Genomic DNA, 18,275 nt, shown 5'->3' with positions numbered 1-18,275 from the left:
GGCGCGGAGTGACCCCGCTTTGCTGGTCGATGGGAGCGGAGTGACCCCGCGTTGCTGGTCGATGGGAGCGGAGTGACCCCGCGTTGAGGGGTTCAGGCCGCGGCAGGCGCCGTCACGGACCGGGAGGCCGTCTGCGTCCGGAACCAGGTGGCCAGTTTCTTGCCTTTGCCCTTCCACCAGCTGTCCTCGTCACCGCCGTGTCGCCACCGGTAGATCACCATCACCATCACGAAGACCCCGGGGGCGACGTCCTGCCACGTCCCGCTGGCGGCATCGATGAGCACGCTGACGGCGCTGATCAGGATCGAGGGCCAGGCCAGTGTGGTGAAGACGGTGTTGGCCACGTAACGGCGGTGGGACCGCGGCACCGAGAGGGCGCGGACCATATCGAAGCAGACACAGATGACGACGACGGTCTGCCCCAGGGTCAGCAGGATGGAGCCCGTGAGGGATCCTGCGAACATGGCCAGGGCGTGGAGCCCGGAGTTCATGACCTGCCCGCGATCAGTGCGGGTCCAGGTGCCGGTTTGCCCGGCGAAGATGGATCAAACATGCGGCGCCCCCCGGCGGTCCTCGCTGTTCCGCTGGCAGTGATGCCAGTCGTTCGTGCCACGACAATTCAAACGGCCGGACGGCCCCGAAGTCACGCAAACGCTGTACCCGTCTTTCCGGCCGCGAACTACCCGGGGGCGTAGGCGGATACTTGCCCGGTGACCGCCGGCTACTTGGACGGCGGAGACCGGAGGCAGACGTGAGGCGACGTCACTCGCCGTTCCGCGGCCTCCACACAACGATGGCCTGGGACCGCGCCCGGGGGCGCTTGCCGCGGGCCAGGCTGACGACGTCGCCCGCGGCTCCGGCGGCGAAAATGCGGGACTCCAGGCTGCGGGGGCGGCGTTCGAGTTCATCGCTCAGCTCGGCGACCCGGTGCTGCAGGGCCGCCACCTGGTTCTCCAGCTGGAGGATCCGTTTGATGCCTTCAAGGGAAACGCCCTCCTGCGAGAGCCGCTGCACCTCACGGAGCATGGTGATGTCGCGCTGCGAATAGCGCCGGGACTTGCCGGGGGCACGGCTGGGCGAGACGATGCCCAGCCGGTCATACTGCCGCAGCGTCTGGGGGTGCATGTCCGCCAGTTCCGCGGCGACGGAGATCACAAAGATCGGCTGCTCGTACTCGATGGCCATGACAGGCGTCCGCTCCTAGAGCCTGGCCTTGGCTGCCAGTTCGGCGCGGACGTCCTCGCCGGCGGTCGCCGCGGCGAAGGCCTTGACAGCTTCCTCGGCTTCCTTGTTCAGCTTCCGAGGGACGGCGACGTCGATGGTCACCAACAGGTCCCCGGTGGCCTTGGCGTGCTTGACGCCACGGCCCTTGACGCGGAGCGTGCGCCCTGACGGCGTGCCGGCCGGGACGCGGACCTTGACCTTGTCGCCGTCGATGGTGGGAACCTCGATGTCGGCGCCCAGGGCAGCCTCGGGGAAGCTGACCGGCACGTGGATGCGCAGGTTGTCGCCGTCGCGGACGTAGAAATCGTGCGGCTTGACCGAGACTGTGACCATGAGGTCCCCGTATCCGGCCGGACCGTACTGGCCCTTGCCGCGGACACGGACCTTCTGGCCGTCCTTGATGCCGGCCGGGACGCGGACGTCAATAACTTCGCCGTCCGGCTCCCGCAGGCCGATGGTGGTGCCGCGGATGGATCCGGCGAAGGAAATGGAGGTCGACGCCGTCCGGTCCGCGCCTTTCTGCGGAGCCCGCTGGAACGACTGTCCGCCGGCGCCGAAGCCGCCGCCCGCTCCGCCGAAGAGATCGGCGAACTCCGGCGGAATGCCGCCGGCCGTGCTGTAGCCGCCGGAGTGGCGCCCGCTTCCGCCGGTGAACAGCCCGCCAAAGAGGTCCTCGAAGCCGGCCCCGCCGCCGGCGCCGCCGCCACCGCCCGGGGCGAACCGGGCCCCGCCGCCCATTGCCCGGATGGCGTCGTACTGCTGGCGCTCGTCGGCGTCGGAGAGCACGGAGTAGGCCTCGGAGATGTCCTTGAACTTCTTCTCCGAAGCGACATTCCCCGCATTGGTGTCCGGATGGTGCTGCCGCGCGAGCTTCCGGTAGGCCTTCTTGATGTCGGCGTCGGAAGCGTCCTTGGCGACTCCAAGGATCTTGTAGAAGTCCTTGTCCACCCAGTCCTGGCTAGCCAATGGCGTTTCCTTTCAAATCTGTGTGCCGAGGTGACAGTTCGCGCCAATGTTTGGTCCAAACACGGGCGCGAACTGTCACTTCGATGGGGTACTGCTACGCCGGAACAGCCACGATGACCTGGGCTGCCCGCAGGACCCGGTCGCCGGACTTGTAGCCGGACCGCAGGACCTGGCTGACGGTGTCGATTTCGACGTCCGGACCGGGCTGCTGGATGAGGGCCTCGTGGATCGTGGGGTCGAACTCCACGCCGGTCTCATCGATGCGCACCAGGCCGTACGTCTTCAGCGCGTTCTCCAGCTTGGCGGCGATCGCGGCGAACGGTCCGTCCGTGAGGTCACCGTGCTGGCGGGCGGCGTCGACGTCATCCAGTACCGGGAGCAGGGAGTTCAGGACGCCGATGACGGCCATCTCCCCGGCCACGGCACGGTCGCGTTCGACGCGCCTGCGGTAGTTGACGTACTCGGCCTGCAGGCGGCGCAGGTCATTCCTGAGCTCCTCCGCCTCCGCGCCGTCGGCACCCTGGGCCACGGACTCCGCGGCCGGCACCTCGACACTGTTGAGGATGTCTTCGGCCTGGGACAGCGCGTCCCCGGAATCCGGTTCCCCTGCGGCGGCGCGCTCCTGGTCGGGGTGGCGGGCCTGGCCGGTCTTCGGATCAACCTTGCGGTTGTCGTGGATGATCGGCTTCTGCGGCTCGTTCTCCCGCTGTTCAGGGTCGCGACGGCTCTCGGAAGAACCGTGCTCTTCTTCGTTACCGTGGTGCGGCATGGTTACTTCTTCTCGTCTTCGTCAACGATCTCGGCGTCGACGATGTCCTCGTCGGAGCCTGCGGCCTTCTCACCGGCAGGGGCATCCTGGGCGCCGGTGGCGCCGTCCGGGGATCCGGCCTGGGCGTAGATGGCCTCGCCGAGCTTGCTCTGGGAAGCCTGCAGCTTCTCGAATGCGGTCTTCACGGCGGCGTCATCGGTGCCTTCGAGGGCGGCCTTGAGGGCGTCGACGTCGGCCTTGACCTCGGTCTTGACCTCTTCCGGCAGCTTGTCGGCGTTGTCGGCAATCAGCTTGTCCACGGAGTAGGCGAGCTGCTCGGCGGTGTTGCGGGTGTCGGCTGCCTCGCGGCGGGCCTTGTCCTCTGCTGCGTGCTCCTCGGCGTCTTTGACCATGCGGTCGATGTCTTCCTTGGAGAGGCTGGAACCGCCCGTGATGGTCATGGACTGTTCCTTGCCGGTGCCCTTGTCCTTTGCGGAGACGTGCACGATGCCGTTGGCGTCGATGTCGAAGGTGACCTCGACCTGCGGGACGCCGCGCGGGGCCGGTGCGATCCCGGTCAGCTCGAAGGTGCCCAGCGGCTTGTTGTCGCGGGTGAACTCGCGCTCGCCCTGGAAGACCTGGATGGCCACGGACGGCTGGTTGTCATCCGCCGTGGTGAAGGTCTCGGAGCGCTTGGTCGGGATGGCCGTGTTGCGCTCGATCAGGTGCGTCATAATGCCGCCCTTGGTTTCGATGCCGAGGGAGAGCGGGGTGACGTCGATCAGGAGGACGTCCTTGCGCTCGCCCTTCAGGACACCGGCCTGCAGGGCGGCGCCGACGGCGACGACCTCATCCGGGTTTACGCCCTTGTTCGGCTCCTTGCCGCCGGCGAGTTCCTTGACCAGGTCGTAGACGGCGGGCATACGGGTGGAGCCGCCGACCAGCACGATGTGGTCGATCTGGGACAGCTGGATGCCGGCTTCCTTGATGACGTCGTGGAAGGGCTTCTTGGTGCGCTCGAGCAGGTCCTTGGTGAGGTCCTGGAACTTCGCGCGGGTCAGCTGCTCGTCCAGGTGCACCGGGCCGTCGGGGGTGACGGAGAGGTACTGGAGGGAGACGTTGGTGCTGGTTGAGGAGGAGAGTTCCTTCTTGGCCTGCTCCGCTGCCTCACGCAGACGCTGCAGGGCGATCTTGTCCTTGGACAGGTCGATGCCCTTGACCTTGAGCTGGTTCAGCAGGTAGTTGACGACGCGCTGGTCCCAGTCGTCGCCGCCGAGGCGGTTGTCACCGGCGGTGGAGCGGACCTGGATGGTGGAGAAGTTGTCTTCGTCCTTGCCCACCTCGAGGAGGGAGACGTCGAAGGTTCCGCCGCCGAGGTCGAAGACGAGGATGAGCTCGTCTTCCTTGCCCTTGTCCAGGCCGTAGGCCAGGGCGGCAGCGGTGGGCTCGTTGACGATGCGCAGGACCTTGAGGCCCGCGATTTCGCCGGCTTCCTTGGTGGCCTGGCGTTCGGCGTCGTTGAAGTACGCCGGAACGGTGATCACGGCGTCCGTGACCTTTTCACCGAGGTAGGACTCGGCGTCGTTCTTGAGCTTCATCAGGATACGGGCGGAGATTTCCTGCGCCGTGTACTTCTTGTCGTCAATGGCGACGCTCCAGTCGGTGCCCATGTGGCGCTTGACGGAAGCGATGGTGCGGTCAATGTTGTTGACGGCCTGGCGCTTGGCGATTTCGCCAACCAGCACTTCGCCGGACTTGGAGAATGCAACAACCGACGGCGTGGTCCGACCACCCTCGGCGTTGGCAATGACGGTGGGCTCGCCACCTTCGAGAACGGAGACGACGGAGTTGGTTGTTCCGAGGTCAATACCTACTGCACGTGACATGTGTTGCTTCCTTCTTTCCGGGGAAACTTGCTGACTGGCTGCGGACCGCACTGGTATCAACCGCATGGGTCCGGACGTTATTGAGTGATCTGCGCTCAACTCTACTCAGACGCGTTTCAAAGTCAATTCAGAGTTGAGCGCAATACGCTCAACTCTGACTTTGAGGGGTGGCAGGCAGACTCACCGGACGGGCAAGTTCCCCGGAATTCCGGCATTCTTCAGAGCGGCGGCCAGGTTGGCCGCCGCTCATTTCGCTGTGCGCGAAGTCCGCCGCTCAGCGGTCCCTGCGGTCCGCTGCCCCGGCGGAGTCGTCCCGTGTGCGCCCCTTTTCGCCCGCATCGCCGGCGGTTCCGTAGTCGCCTTCGGGGTAGTCGCCCTCGACGGCGGCGGGCGTCGTCGTGCCGGCGCCTGCCGCGCCGTAGTCGCCCTCGGGGTAGTCGCCCTCCTCCGCGCCGACGGCGGTGGTGCCGCTGACGCCCGCAGCCCCGTAGTCGCCGGTGGGGTATTCACCTTCTGCGGCTTCGGGCGGGTTCTCCCCGGCAGTGCCGGCCGTGCCGTAGTCACCCTCGACGTACTGGCCCTCGGCGGCCTCGTCGCCGGATTCCGGTGCCGTTCGATCAAACTCGTTGTTTTCGGACATGGTTGGATCCTTCCTGGAAGCCTCGGCGCGCCCGGGCAGGCGCACGGGCAGTCTATCGACCAGCGCCGGGCGGCAACAGGGGGCGGGCAGTGGTAGACCGCACAGCGGGACAGGCTGCATTCTGATGTCAGAGCACTTCTCAGCCCAGAGGGCAGGGCCGGCGAGGGCAGACCCGGCCCCGCCGCAGGCGAATGACCACAGCGAAAGTGAGCACCCCATGTCCCCGTCTGAATCCCCCGCGGCCCCGGCCCCGGCCCCGGCCCTTTTCGTCGTCACCGGAGCCGGACCGGTCGGCTGGACGGTCGCCGAACAGCTCGCCGCGGCGGGCCACCGGGTGCGGGTGCTCACCCGGTCCGGCAGCGGTCCCGACCACCCGCGCGTCGAGAGGGAGGCTGTGGACGTGTCGGACCCGGCGCAGCTCGGCGGACTGTTCCGCGGGGCCAAGGCCGTGTTCCACTGCATCCACGGCTCGCAGTACAGCGCCAGAACCTGGGCGGAGGAGCTCCCCCGCGCCGAGGCGACGGTCCTGTCCGCGGCGGGCGAGGCCGGCGCCGTCGTGGTCTTCCCGGAAAGCCTGTACTCATACAGCGAGCCGGGCCGGCCGATGACCGAGGAGGGCCCGCGGGAGGCCCGCGGCGGCAAGCGGGGTATCCGCACCGACCTGCTGAAGGCCCGGGCGGCGTCCGCGACGGACACCGTGAGTGTGGTGGCGAGCGATTTCTTCGGTCCTAGGGTCCGCACCTCGCATGCCGGCGCGCGTATGGTGAAGCCGGTGCTGGCGGGCAAACCCCTGGTGGTGATCGGCAACCCGGGGCTGCCGCATTCGTTCACGTATGTGCCGGATCTGGCCGCGGCCATGATCAGGGCCGCGCAGGATCCCGGGCTCTGGAACCGGGTGTGGCATGCCCCCACCGGCCATGCGCTGAGCCAGCGCAAGATCGCCGAGGCGTTCGCCGCCGCCGCCGGCGCCCGGACCCCGCGGGTGGGGGGTATCCCGGGCTGGGTGCTGCGGACGATGGCCGTCGTTTCCCCCGGGGCCCGGGAACTGGCCGAGACCGTGTACCAGTTCGAGCACCCCTTCGTGCTGGACTCGAGCGCCAGCGAGGCTGCGCTGGGGCTGCGGCCCGCCCCGATTCAGGACGCAGCCGCCGCCACGGTTGCCTGGTGGGGGGTCCAGGAACAGTGACGGCGGCTGCGGTTGCGGGTCCGGCTAGCGGATTCCCGCCTCGGCAGCCTCCGGTTCCGGGGCGGCCCGCAGGCCGCGCGCGGCGGCATCCGTCTCGGGGCGCCCCAGCTTGCTGGGCCACCAGATCCGCGGGCCGATGTCATGCGCCAGGGCCGGGACGAGCAGTGACCGGACCAGAACGGTGTCCAGCAGGACACCGAAGGCCACAATGAACGCCAGCTGCACCAGGAACATGATGGGGATGACGCCCAGGGCCGCGAAGGTGGCGGCGAGGACCACACCGGCGGAGGTGATAACCCCGCCGGTGACGCCCAGGCCGCGCAGGATGCCGGGCCGGGTGCCGTGCTTCAGGGATTCCTCCCGGACCCGGCTCATCAGGAAGATGTTGTAGTCCACCCCCAGGGCGACCAGGAAGACGAAGCCGAAGAGGGGCACGGTGGCATCAGCGCCCGGGAAACCGAGGATGTTGTTGAACACGAAGGCGGAGACGCCCAGCGCCGCGCCGTAGGACAGGACCACCGAAGCGACCAGCAGGACCGGGGCCAGCACGGAGCGCAGCAGGAGCATCAGGATCACGAGGATGACCGCGAGGACCACCGGGATGATGGTGACGAGGTCACGCTGGGCGGTGGTGTTCGTGTCCAGGGCCGTGGCGGTCACTCCGCCGACAAGAGTGCCGTCGTCGACCTTCTTCAGGTCCTGGCGGAGGGCCACCACGACGTTTTCGGCGTCGTTGGAGTCTGCAGCGAAGTTCAGCGTCGCGTTGATCAGGACCTTGCCGTCCCGGACCGCGGGAGCCGTGGGAGCCGGGGGTGCGCCGGGCGCAGCAGGTGCTCCGGGAATGATCGGCATGCCACCGTCGGCCAGCAGGTAGGCGTCCCCGACGCCGTCGGCCGCCCGGGTCGCCTTCAGCACTTCCTGCGCCGCCGCCTCGTTGGCGACGATCACTGCAGGGCTGCCGGAGCCGGCGTCGAAGTGCCGGGCCAGGGCGTCCTGGCCGTCGACGGCGTTGGAGGCGGTGAGGATGACGTCGGTCTGCGGGACGCCGTTGGCCTTGAGCTGCAGGACTCCGGCGGAGGCCACTAGGAGCAGCAGCACGGAGGCGACCCAGACGGTCCGGGGCCTGCCGGACACGAGGGAGCCGGTGGCTCGCCAGACGCCTTTCTGCCCCTCCAGGCCGGTGACGATTTCAGGCTCGCGCTCGGTCTCCGGGAGCAGCTTGGGGAGGAACGGCCAGAACGCGGCCCGGCCCAGCAGTGCCATCATCGCCGGCAGGAGGGTGAGAGCGGCGAAGAGTGCACAGAGAATGCCCGCGGCCGCCACCGGGCCGAGGGCCTTGTTGGAGTTCAGATCCGAGAACAGCAGGCAGAGGAGCGCGATGATGACCGTGGCGCCGGAGGCGATGATGGGTTCCCACGAATTCTTCCACGCCGTCAGCGCGGCGGCCGTCCGGTTGGTGGTGTGTGTCAGCGCCTCGCGGAACCGGGATACATAGAGCAGGGCGTAATCCGTGGCGGCACCGATCACCAGGATGGACAGGATGCCCTGGCTCTGGCCGTTGAGCTGGATCCAGCCGAGCTTGGCCATGCCGAAAACGAGCAGGATGGCCGCGCAGAGGGCAAAGACCGAGGTGAAGAGGACGGCGACTGGCAGCAGCAGCGAGCGGTAGACAATCAGCAGGATCACGAACACCGCGCCGAGAGCCGCGAGCAGCAGGATGCCATCAATGCCGGCGAAGGCGCTGACGAGGTCCGCCGTCAGCCCGGCCGGACCGGTCACGAAGGTCTGCATGCCCTCCGGGGCGGACGCCTGCACCTCGTCGCGGAGTTCCTTGACGATTTCCTTCACTTCGCCGGCCGAATCGATCGGGACCACAAACTGCACGGCCTTGGCGTCTTCGGACGGAATCGGGCCGATGACGGTGCTGCCGCCACCCACGGCTTCAAGCCCGCCCTTCAGGGCAGCCACCTCGCCGAGCTGGGCCGGGGTGAACGCGGACTCGCTCTCAATGACGATGATGGCGGGGATCTCGTTGGTGTCCCGGAACTTGGCCTGCCAGTCCTGGACTTCCGTGGCCTCGGCCCCGGCCGGCAGGAAGGAGGCCTGGTCGTTCGAGGAAACCTCCTCCAGCCGGCCGAATGTCGGTCCGCCGATCCCGGCGATGGCCAGCCAGGTGATGACGAGCAGGACCGGAACGAGCCAGCGCAGCCAGAAGGGGACGCGGGCGCTGGCGTGTGGAGTCTTGTTCATGGTTCCTTCTGGTGCTTGCCTCGGACGAGTAGAATTGAGTCCATAATAGACTATCTCCACGATGGAGATAACCTCGGGGTGGGCAAAACTTCGGAATACTCGTGAGGCCTCCGGGGCCGATGCCCGGCAGCGCTGAAGTAAACTCCGGAGGGCGCCATCTGCGGAGCAGGCGCCACAGGCCACGGGAGAGAGGACGGTGCACCGTGACAATCGATCCCCCGGGACGCCCCGGATCCCCCGACACTCCGGGACCGCCGCCGCTGGTCCGGCTGTTGCAGGAGTTCAGCCTGGAGGCCAACCGCTACGTGGATTCCGCCGGCGGCCGCAACGACATGCACCGGACGGACCTCAACGCCCTGGCCGTGATCATGCAGCACACCGCGAGGAACCAGATCGTCACGCCCGGCGTGCTCCGCAAGGAACTCCACCTGAGCTCACCCGCCACCACGGCGCTGGTCGACCGGCTGCACAACTCCGGCCACGTGGTCCGCGAACGGCAGGGCGCGGACCGGCGCCAGGTCCAGCTCCGGATGACCCCCAAGGCCTACCGCGACGGCGGCGCCATGTTCCAGCCGCTGGCCCGCCACATGGCCGCCGCGATGGCCGAATTCACCCCGGCGGAACTGGAGATCGCCACCCGGTTCATGACCTCGATGATCGATGCCACAGTCCGGGCCGGGCAGGAGGCTGGGCAGCAGGCACCGTTGCCAGCGGCTCCGTCGCCAACTGCACCGCAGTAGGTGACGTTCCCGGGCCTCCGGCGGACCGCAGGCCGCTCAGCCCGGCCGCGGCTGCCCCGAAGGACACGAACGTCATCGCCGCCATCAGTTCCAGGCTGGCGGTGGGAACCTGGCCCGCACCGGAGCCCCGCGCGAGCGCCCGCGGCAGCACGCCGTCGGACGCCAGGCTCGCACCCAGCCGACCACGACCAGGGTGAGCCAGGTGGCCCGTTTGAGGTCCCGTTCGGGGTGGCGGAATTCGCCCGCGAGACGGGTAACCGCCTCCCAGCCGGCGAAGCAGAAGAAGAGCAGGCTGGCCACCCCGCCCACGGCCCAGTAGCCGTGCGGCGCGAACGGCTCGAAGTTCTCCGCCCTGGCATACGGGGCAGCCAGGGCCAACGCCAGCAGCCCGACCAGCAGCACCATCAGCACCAGCTGGATACCGCTGGACATCCGGATCCCTACGGCATTGCCCGCAAAGGCGGCGGTGAGCAGCAGCCCGGCCGCGGCCAGCGCCGTCCCGCGCCCGCCGCCGAGGGCGTGGGCGATGTAGTTCCCGCCGATCACAGCTGTCGCCGGAGCTCCGAAAGGGATGGCGAAGTAGAAGAGGTAACCGGCCACGGCCGAGGCGCGCCGCCCGCAGGCGCGCGCGACGAAGTGCGCAATCCCGCCCGCGTCGGGCTGCTGGCGGCTCATCTCCGCGAAACTGAAGGCCACGGGGGTGCAGAACACCAGCAGCAGGGCCCAGGCCAGGAGCGACGCCGGCCCGCTTCCTTGGCGGCGATGGCCGGGAGCACCAGAATTCCCGAGCCGAGGATCGCCCCGACATAGATGCCGGTGGCCCGGAACAGGCCGACCCCTGCTTGCTTGCTGCCGTTGGTCTTCACTCCTCTAATCATCCGCAGCACCGCGCCGGCCAGAAACGGTAAAACTGACGGCCACACGCGAAATCCTGCCGTACTTTCCCGCCGCCCGTTCCCCCGCTTTTCGCGGATTCTCCGGCGCGAAGGGGTAGCGTTTCCTTATGAGTGCGCAGCAGCCGGACGATGTGTACAGCCACGGCCACCACGAGTCGGTGGTCCGCGCCCACGCCTCCCGGACAGCGGAGAACTCCGCGGCGTTTGTGATCCCGTACCTCACCCCCGGGGTGTCGGTGCTCGACGTCGGCTGCGGGCCGGGCAGCATCACGTGCGATTTCGCCGGGCTCGTTTCCCCGGGGAGGGTTACCGGGCTGGACCGCTCGCCCGAGGTGATCGGCCAGGCGGCTGCCCTCGCGGCCGAGCGCGGCGTGCGGAACGTCGAGTTTGTCGCCGGCAACATCTACGATCTCGACTTCGAAGACGAAACGTTCGACGTCGTGCACGCCCATCAGGTGCTGCAGCACCTCACGGACCCGGTCGCCGCGCTGCGGGAAATGCGGCGCGTCGCCAAGCCCGGCGGCATCGTGGCGGTACGCGACGCCGATTTCCACGGCATGAGCTGGTTCCCCGCCGTCCCGGAGCTGGATGAGTGGATGGAGCTCTACCAGCGGATCGCCCGCCGCAACGGGGCCGAGCCCGACGCCGGCCGGCGGCTGGTCTCGTGGGCCCAGTCCGCCGGGTTCACCGACGTCGCCCCCTCCAGCAGCAACTGGCTTTACGCCACCGGCCAGCAGCGCCGCTGGCAGGCCCGGGTGTGGGGCGAACGCGTGCTGCACTCGGCCTTCGCGGACCAGGCGCTTGAGTACGGCTTTGCCAACGCCGCCGATCTGGCCCGGATTTCGGCCGGCTGGCACCGCTGGGGTTCCACGGATGACGGCTGGTTCCTGATCCCCAACGGCGAGGTGATCGCCCGGGCGTGATCAGAGCGGGCAGTAATCCACATAGCCGCGGTGCGCTCTAGCGGGCCCGGGGCGGGATTCCTAGCATCAAGACATGATCATCCAAGCAGGTTTTGACTTCGTGTTACTCGCCCGCCCGCTCATCGTCCAGGATGGAAAACTCACGCCCCGGCTCGTCCTGATTGCCCTGGACGCGGAAATGCAGCTGGACAGCGTGGAGGTCATCGCCGAGGATTTCGCGGGCTGCCTGGACCCGTTCCACGATGCTGTCCTGAGTGCGCTGGACCGGGAATACGCCCGGTACTTTGCCATCGCCCACCCTGGCAGATTCAGCGTCGACTGCGGTTGCCCGGATCCAGTTCTGGACGAGGCCCGCGCCTTGGAAACGAAGGCGGCCGAACGGGGGTTGCAGCTGATCGGTCACATCGCCATTGACGAAACAGGCTATATGTCCGCCCGCGCGAGCATGTACTTTGACCAGTATCCGCGTCACAATGACCTTCCCCGGACCATGCTCCACTGGTCCCATTCGAAGCTGGACCGGTGCGTCTGCGCCCGCCTCGCAGACGCCGAGGTGCACCCGGCGTGCGGAGCGGCCGGGGCGTGACGGCGTTGTGAAGCGAGGAGTTGTGACACGACGGCCGGGCCGCCCCGGACACGGCCGGACACTGCAGCGGCCGTACACTGAATCAGTGCAACCCTCCCTGTGGCTGGCCCTGGCGGGCGCCGGCGTCCTGATCAGCTTCACGCCCGGCGCGGGCGCCATCAACACCATGAGCAATTCCCTGAACTCCGGCTTCCGGCGTTCCATCTGGGGCATCCTTGGCCAGCAGGCTGCCCTGGTGGTGCACATCGTGATCGTGGCCCTCGGCGTCGGGGTGCTGGTGGCCAGCTCGCCGGTCGCGTTCAACGTGATCCGCTACGCCGGTGCCGCCTACCTTGTCTACCTGGGCATCCAGCAGTTCCGGCACAAACCCGATCTGGACCAGGAGAAGGCTGCAGCGCTGCGCAACGAGCCTGCCTTCTCCATGTTCCGCCGTGGCCTGTGGGTCAACCTGCTGAACCCCAAGGCAATCGTGTTCTTCCTGGCCTTCATGCCACAGTTCATCCGCCCGGAGGAGCCGCTGCTGCAGCAGTACCTGGCCCTGTCCGCCACGGTGATCGTGATCGACATTCTCGTCATGTGGTTCTTCTTCGCCGCCGCGGCCAAGTCCTTCCAGCGCTTCACGCACGATGCCCGCGGGCAGCGGATCCTCAACCGTACGTTCGGCGTGCTGTTCATGGCCGTCGGTGTCCTGCTTGCCCTCATCCACTGAGGGCTGCGGCCTGCGCCCCGATTTCCGGGCACCGGAGCTCCCGCATCGGCACCGCCCGCACGCATCGTGACCGCAGCAGAATACGAGTGTGACAAGCCTTGTAAAATCCGTGGCCCGGAAACTAGCCACGAGGACCCGTATGATTCATGCTTGCACTATGACCTCAATGCCGAGCCAGTACCGGATCATAGCGGTCTGCACCGGTAACATCTGCCGGTCGCCGATGGCCGAGCTGATGCTGGCGGAGGCCATCGCCGCCGAGGGCCTGGCCGGCGCCGTCGTGGATTCGGCAGGAACCACGGCCTACGAGGTGGGCCGCCCGATTGACCCGCGGGCCGCCCGCAGGCTCACCGCCCAGAGCATCCCCTCGGACCGCCATATGGCGCGCGAATGGCAGGCGGAATGGTTCCGGACTCGCGACCTCATCCTGGCCCTGGATGTGGACCATTTCGGCTGGCTGCAGCAGGCGGCACCGGACCGCGCATCGCTGTCCAAGATCCGGATGCTGCGCAGCTTTGACCCGGCCGTCGCGGGCAAGGAGCCCCCGGACCAGGGCATCGAAGACCCCTGGTACGGCGGCCACGCGGACTTCGAGCTGACCTGGACCCTGATCCACGCGGCGCTTCCCGGGATCGTGGCGCACGTCCGGGCCGAGCTCGCCCGGCGGCCACGGCCGGACGGGCAGCACCCCGGCACCACAGGGCAGCCGGTACGCTCTATTTCATGAGTCCCGCACCCGTCATCATCGCCATCGACGGACGCTCCGGCGCAGGCAAGACCACCCTGGCGATCGAACTGGCGGCACGGCTCCGCGAACACCACAAGGTTTCCCTCTTCCATCTTGAGGACATCTACCCTGGCTGGAACGGTCTCGCGGCCGGCATTGAACGCTACGTCTCGACCGTCCTGGCCCCGCTGCATCGGGGCGATCCCGCCGAATGGGTCAGCTGGGACTGGAACGCGCACGATGACGGCGCCACACGCACGACCCAGCCGGCCGAAATCGTCCTGGTGGAAGGGGTGGGGGCCGCCGCGGAGGCCGCCCGCCCCTTCCTGGCCGCGGCGGTCTGGGCCGATTCGCCCGAACACGACCGGCGCAGCAGGGCGCTGGCCCGCGACGGCGAAAGCTACGAACCCTTCTGGGACGAGTGGGCCGCCCAGGAGCTGGCGTGGCTGGCCGGGGACGACGTTCCCGCCCGCGCGGATGTCCGGGTGCTCAACCTCGCCGACGGCGCCGCTCCGGCGGAAGTGCTGCAGGCGCTGCAATATCTGCCGGCGGTTGCCCCGGCACTTCTCCCCGAACTGGGCACCCGCCGCGGGCTCCAGCTCCGCGCCGAACGACTGGATGCCGCCCCGGATCCGGCCCGGCTCTTCGAAGCCCTGTTCGGCCGCTCGGCCAACGCCGTCTGGCTCGACTCCTCCCTCGCGCCGGAGTCCAGCGCCGCGGCGGAACGGAGCCGCTTCAGCATCCTGGCGGACGACGGCGGCCCGTTCGGCCAGTCGGTCCGGCACAGTTCCGGCACCACCCGCGTCAGCGTCGGCAACGCCAGCGTCCGGACCGAAGGGCCGTTCTTCCGCTGGCTCGACGGGGTCTGGGGCCGCGCTGACCTCCGCGCCCCGGCGGGCTACCCCTGCGAGTTCACCCTCGGCTGGCTGGGCTACCTCGGCTACGAGCTCAAACGCGAGACCGGCGGCAGCGACGTAACGGCCGAGTCCCCCGACGCCTGTCTGCTGTTCGCCGGCCGCGCGGTGGTGCTGGACCATGTGGACGGCACGGTCTGGCTTCTGGCCCTGGACACTGCGGACGCCGGCGGCTGGCTGCAGGCGGCCCGAACCGCCACCGAGACGTGCTCGGGGCCGGCGGCGGTCCCCGTCAGCACCGGGGCCGGAGGCAGCGCCGCCGTCGAACTGTCCGCCCCCGCCCCGGACTTCGCCGCACGGGACTCGGAAGTCTCCTACAAATCCAAAATCACCGAGGCCCAGCACGAGATCACCGAGGGCAACACCTACGAGGTCTGCCTGACCACCGCGCTGGCAGCGGAACTGCCCGCCGCCCTGGACCCGCGGCAGGCTTACCTGGCGCTGCGCCGGAGGAATCCCGCGCCGTTCGCGAGCTACCTGCGGTTCGGGGACCTCACCGTGGCGAGCACCTCGCCGGAGCGTTTCCTTCGCATCACGGCCGAGGGCGGGATGCGCGCCGAGCCGATCAAGGGCACCCGGCCCCGGGACGCGGACGACGCCCGGGACGCGCTGCTGCGCCATGAGCTGGAGTCCTCGCCGAAGGACCGCGCCGAGAACATCATGATTGTGGACCTGCTGCGCAACGATCTCAGCCACTTCGCCGTGCCCGGCTCGGTGTCGGTCAGCCGGCTCTGCGCGATCGAAAGCTACGCCACGGTTCACCAGATGGTCAGCACGATCGATGCGCGGCTGCGGCCCGGGATGCCGCGGGCCGAGGCCGTCGCGGCCTGCTTCCCGGCCGGCTCCATGACCGGCGCCCCCAAGGTCAGCACCATGGGCATCCTGGACCGGCTCGAGGGCGCACCGCGGGGTGTGTACTCCGGCGCGATCGGCTACTTCTCGCTCAACGGCGCGACCGACCTGGCGGTCGCGATCCGCACCCTCGTGCTCACGGAGCTGCCCGGAGGCGGCACCGCACTTAGCCTGGGCGTCGGCGGCGCGATTACGGCGGATTCCTCGCCGGAGGAGGAGTACGAGGAGATCCGGACCAAGGCCTTCGGGGTCCTCTCGGCGCTCGGCGCGGAGTTCCCGCCCGGCTGACTCCCCGCGCCGGCGCAACTGCGCGGCGGCGTCGGCCCAGGGTCGCCGTCGGGCTGCGGCAGCGTCCTTTTACTGCAGCGTCGCCGTCAGCCGGGCGACGTTGTCCACGTATTTGACCCCCATCGGCCGCTTCATCCAGTCCTCGAGCTTCAGCTCGCGCGAAATGTCCCGGTACGCGTCCTCCACGGCGCTGATCCGCTGCACGATGTCCTCCCCCAGGAGCATCACCGAGACCTCAAGGTTCAGCGAGAAGGAGCGCATGTCCATGTTGCTGGAACCCAGCACGGCCACCTCGTTGTCGATCGTGAAGTGCTTGGCATGGAGCACGAACGGGGCCTTGTACAGGTAGATCCGCACCCCGGCCTCCAGCAGCGCCTCGTAGTAGGACTGCTGGGCGTGGTGGACCAGGAACTGGTCGCCTTTTTCCGAGACGAAGAGCTCGACGTCGACGCCGCGCTGGGCCGCCGTCGTCACCGCATACAGCAGCGAATCATCGGGGACGAAGTACGGACTGCAGATCGAGATCTTGCGCTGCGCCGAGTAGATCAGCGTGTTGAAGAGCCGCAGGTTGTTCTCGGTGATGAAGCCGGGCCCGCTGGGCACCACCTGGGCTGTGACGTGCCCGGCGTGCAGTTCGGGCCGGTGCGCGAGCTGGTCCTCGAGGGATTCGTCGGTTTCGCTCAGCCAGTCGGTGGCGAAGACGACGTTGAGCGTCGTGACGATCGGCCCGCGCAGGGACGCCATCAGCTCCACCCACTCGCGGCCCATCTTGCGGTGCCGCGGGTTGTTGTAGGAGGGCTCGATCAGGTTTTGCGACCCGGTGAAGGCGATTTCGCCGTCGACCACCATGATCTTGCGGTGGTTGCGCAGGTCCGGCCGGCGCCATTGCCCCTGCAGCGGGTTCAGCGGCAGCATGGGCCGCCAGCGGATCTTGCTGGCCTTGAGCCGGGCGATCAGCCTGCTGTAGCCCTTGATGCGCAGGGTCCCCAGGTGGTCGAACAGGAGGCGGACTTCGACGCCGCGTTCGGCGGCCTCCTCCATCGCGGTCAACAGCTCGTCCGTGACGTGGTCCGAGCTCAGGATGTAGAACTCGGCGTTGACGAACTCCTTGGCGTCCCGGACGGCGGCGGCCATCGCCTTGATCGAGTCCGGGTAGCCGGGCAGAAGTTCCACCCGGTTGCCGTCGACCATCGGCAGCGAGCCCAGCGTCTTGTTCAGTTCCGCCGCGGAGGACACCCATTCCGGGCCCTCGTAGCCGCTTTCCAGCATCGCCAGATCGGAGGTGCCGGCGCGTACCCGGGTGTTCACGGCGTCCTGCTGCGCCCGGCGCTTGCGGGAGAGCCGGAAGTTGCCGAAGAGCAGGAAGAGAACCAGGCCCACGGCCGGGACGAAGAAGATGATCAGGAGCCAGGCCATGGCCGTGGTGGGGCGCCGGTTTCCGGGGATGATGCCGAGCGCCAGCACCCGGATGACGAGGTCAACGACGGTGAGGATCAGGATCACCCAGGACGGCAGGGATTCCGCCAGGGAAAAAGGCCACAGCACAGACGAACCCCTCAAGTTCCAAACCCGCGGAACAGTTCCGGAACGGGCAACCGTCAAATCCTATCCCGGAGCCCGCCGCACTAAGCTGAAGCCATGACTTCTCCCGCTGCCGCCCCCGTCCCGGTGCTGGTCTTCCTCGATCCCGCGTTCGACGGCGGCCGGCTGGCCGACGCCACGAGGCCGCAGCTGATGGCGACGGACCAGGGCGCCACCCGCGGGGACGGGGTTTTCGAGTCGCTGCTGGCCGTGGGCGGGCAGCCCCGCAAGCTCCAGGCGCACCTGAACCGGCTGGCCGGGTCCGCCCGGCTGCTGGAGCTGGACATCCCGGCCGAGGAAACCTGGCGCCGGGCCATCACGACGGCTATCAGCGAGTACCGGCGCCGGCACGTTCCGGCCGCCGGGACCGTCGAGGACGACGAACTCGTGGTCAAGCTCCTCGTGACCCGCGGCGTCGAAGGCGCGGCCGGGCCCACCTGCTGGGTCCAGGCCTCCGCCCCGGGACCCGCCGGGAGGCGCCAGCGCGACACCGGGATCGACGTGATACTGCTGGACCGCGGCTACGACAGCGACATCGGGGAACGGGCCCCGTGGCTGCTCCTGGGCGCCAAAACCCTGTCCTACGCCGTCAACATGGCCGCGCTGCGCCACGCCCGCGCCCAGGGCGCGGACGACGTCATCTTCACCTCCGCGGACGGCCGGGTCCTGGAGGGTCCGACGTCGACCGTGCTGCTCGCGCACCTGGAAACCACCGATGACGGCGCCGGCGGGGTCCGCACCGTCCGGCGGCTCATCACGCCCCAGCTCGACAGCGGAATCCTGCCCGGCACCTCGCAGGGCGCCTTGTTCACCGCGGCGAAGGCCGCCGGCTGGGAGCTGGGCTACGGCCCGCTGGTGCCCCGCGACCTGTACGACGCCGACGCCGTGTGGCTCATCTCCAGCATCCGGCTGCTGGCGCCCGTCAACCACATCGACGGCAAGGAAATCGGCACCCCGGAGCTGCGCCGGCAGCTCACCGCGGAGCTCAACGCGCTGTACGCCACGATCGAGTAGCCCCGCCTCCAAAGCAACGCGGGGTCACCTAGCGCCCGTCCGGGGCGCCGGAATGGGCCGGAGCTGACCCCGCGTTGCTTGCGGGACCGTTACTTAACATGACGGCGGCGGCGGTGCGGGCCGGCGGTGCAGGTGTTACGTTTTT

The 18,275-nt window shown here is 68.6% G+C and carries 17 protein-coding genes; 8 read left to right on the top strand and 9 right to left on the bottom strand.

The features are described 5' to 3' along the window. Positions 1-92: 92 nt before the first annotated feature. The 6 genes from QK291_RS08900 to QK291_RS08875 all read right to left on the bottom strand — a co-directional run bounded on the left by QK291_RS08900 (position 93) and on the right by QK291_RS08875 (position 5,464). On the bottom strand, positions 93-491 hold the full coding sequence (locus QK291_RS08900; RefSeq protein ID WP_282380960.1) for a hypothetical protein: 399 nt from the start codon (positions 489-491) through the stop codon (positions 93-95). 271 nt (positions 492-762) lie between these two features. Further along, complete coding sequence (locus QK291_RS08895) at positions 763-1,185, bottom strand: helix-turn-helix transcriptional regulator (RefSeq protein ID WP_282380958.1); 423 nt, start codon at positions 1,183-1,185, stop codon at positions 763-765. Positions 1,186-1,200: 15 nt separating this feature from the next. Further along, positions 1,201-2,190 (bottom strand): DnaJ C-terminal domain-containing protein, encoded by a 990-nt coding sequence (locus QK291_RS08890; RefSeq protein ID WP_282380956.1) that lies wholly within the window; start codon positions 2,188-2,190, stop codon positions 1,201-1,203. A gap of 94 nt (positions 2,191-2,284) precedes the next feature. Continuing rightward, positions 2,285-2,959 (bottom strand): nucleotide exchange factor GrpE, encoded by a 675-nt coding sequence (locus QK291_RS08885; RefSeq protein ID WP_282380954.1) that lies wholly within the window; start codon positions 2,957-2,959, stop codon positions 2,285-2,287. Between the two features lie 2 nt (positions 2,960-2,961). Next, the gene (dnaK, locus tag QK291_RS08880; protein ID WP_282380952.1) at positions 2,962-4,824 is read right to left on the bottom strand and encodes a molecular chaperone DnaK; all 1,863 of its coding nucleotides are present in this window, start codon (positions 4,822-4,824) and stop codon (positions 2,962-2,964) included. Positions 4,825-5,098: 274 nt separating this feature from the next. Next, a complete protein-coding gene (locus QK291_RS08875; RefSeq protein ID WP_282380951.1) occupies positions 5,099-5,464 on the bottom strand; it encodes a hypothetical protein in 366 nt (121 codons plus the stop codon). Between the two features lie 217 nt (positions 5,465-5,681). Between QK291_RS08875 and QK291_RS08870 the strand changes: the two genes are divergently transcribed. Beyond that, on the top strand, positions 5,682-6,650 hold the full coding sequence (locus QK291_RS08870) for an NAD-dependent epimerase/dehydratase family protein (protein WP_282380949.1): 969 nt from the start codon (positions 5,682-5,684) through the stop codon (positions 6,648-6,650). 24 nt (positions 6,651-6,674) lie between these two features. Here QK291_RS08870 and QK291_RS08865 read toward each other — a convergent pair whose 3' ends face one another. Then, the gene (locus QK291_RS08865; RefSeq protein ID WP_282380947.1) at positions 6,675-8,900 is read right to left on the bottom strand and encodes an MMPL family transporter; all 2,226 of its coding nucleotides are present in this window, start codon (positions 8,898-8,900) and stop codon (positions 6,675-6,677) included. Between the two features lie 203 nt (positions 8,901-9,103). On the opposite strand from QK291_RS08865, the gene QK291_RS08860 reads away from it, so the two are divergent. After that, positions 9,104-9,640 (top strand): MarR family winged helix-turn-helix transcriptional regulator, encoded by a 537-nt coding sequence (locus QK291_RS08860; RefSeq protein WP_282380945.1) that lies wholly within the window; start codon positions 9,104-9,106, stop codon positions 9,638-9,640. An 84-nt stretch (positions 9,641-9,724) separates the two neighbouring features. Here the strand turns inward: QK291_RS08860 and QK291_RS08855 are convergent, their stop codons facing one another. Then, a complete protein-coding gene (locus tag QK291_RS08855; protein ID WP_282380943.1) occupies positions 9,725-10,336 on the bottom strand; it encodes an amino acid permease in 612 nt (203 codons plus the stop codon). Positions 10,337-10,643: 307 nt separating this feature from the next. On the opposite strand from QK291_RS08855, the gene QK291_RS08850 reads away from it, so the two are divergent. The 5 genes from QK291_RS08850 to pabB all read left to right on the top strand — a co-directional run bounded on the left by QK291_RS08850 (position 10,644) and on the right by pabB (position 15,535). Continuing rightward, positions 10,644-11,459 carry a methyltransferase domain-containing protein gene (locus tag QK291_RS08850; RefSeq protein ID WP_282380941.1) on the top strand — a complete coding sequence of 272 codons (816 nt, stop codon included), beginning with the start codon at positions 10,644-10,646 and terminating at the stop codon, positions 11,457-11,459. Between the two features lie 73 nt (positions 11,460-11,532). Beyond that, positions 11,533-12,045, top strand: a complete 513-nt coding sequence (locus QK291_RS08845; protein ID WP_282380938.1) for a hypothetical protein — start codon at positions 11,533-11,535, stop codon at positions 12,043-12,045. An 85-nt stretch (positions 12,046-12,130) separates the two neighbouring features. Next, positions 12,131-12,754, top strand: a complete 624-nt coding sequence (locus QK291_RS08840) for a LysE family transporter (protein WP_282380936.1) — start codon at positions 12,131-12,133, stop codon at positions 12,752-12,754. Positions 12,755-12,911: 157 nt separating this feature from the next. Beyond that, positions 12,912-13,481, top strand: coding sequence for a low molecular weight protein-tyrosine-phosphatase (locus QK291_RS08835; RefSeq protein ID WP_282380934.1), 570 nt, complete (start codon positions 12,912-12,914; stop codon positions 13,479-13,481). After that, complete coding sequence (pabB, locus tag QK291_RS08830; RefSeq protein ID WP_282380932.1) at positions 13,478-15,535, top strand: aminodeoxychorismate synthase component I; 2,058 nt, start codon at positions 13,478-13,480, stop codon at positions 15,533-15,535. The genes QK291_RS08835 and pabB overlap by 4 nt, the downstream gene beginning before the upstream one ends. A gap of 69 nt (positions 15,536-15,604) precedes the next feature. Here the strand turns inward: pabB and cls are convergent, their stop codons facing one another. After that, entirely contained in the window at positions 15,605-17,080 is a 1,476-nt protein-coding gene (cls, locus tag QK291_RS08825) for a cardiolipin synthase (protein WP_282380930.1), read from the bottom strand. A gap of 93 nt (positions 17,081-17,173) precedes the next feature. Here cls and QK291_RS08820 point away from each other — a divergent pair, with 93 nt between their 5' ends. Beyond that, positions 17,174-18,130, top strand: a complete 957-nt coding sequence (locus QK291_RS08820; RefSeq protein WP_282380928.1) for an aminodeoxychorismate lyase — start codon at positions 17,174-17,176, stop codon at positions 18,128-18,130. Positions 18,131-18,275: the final 145 nt, after the last annotated feature.

It is taken from the genome of Arthrobacter sp. AL12 (assembly GCF_029960645.1).
Classification (GTDB): Bacteria; Actinomycetota; Actinomycetes; order Actinomycetales; family Micrococcaceae; genus Arthrobacter.
Note: the sequence above shows the minus strand (reverse complement) of the source record. Positions and strands in the feature narration are given on the sequence as shown.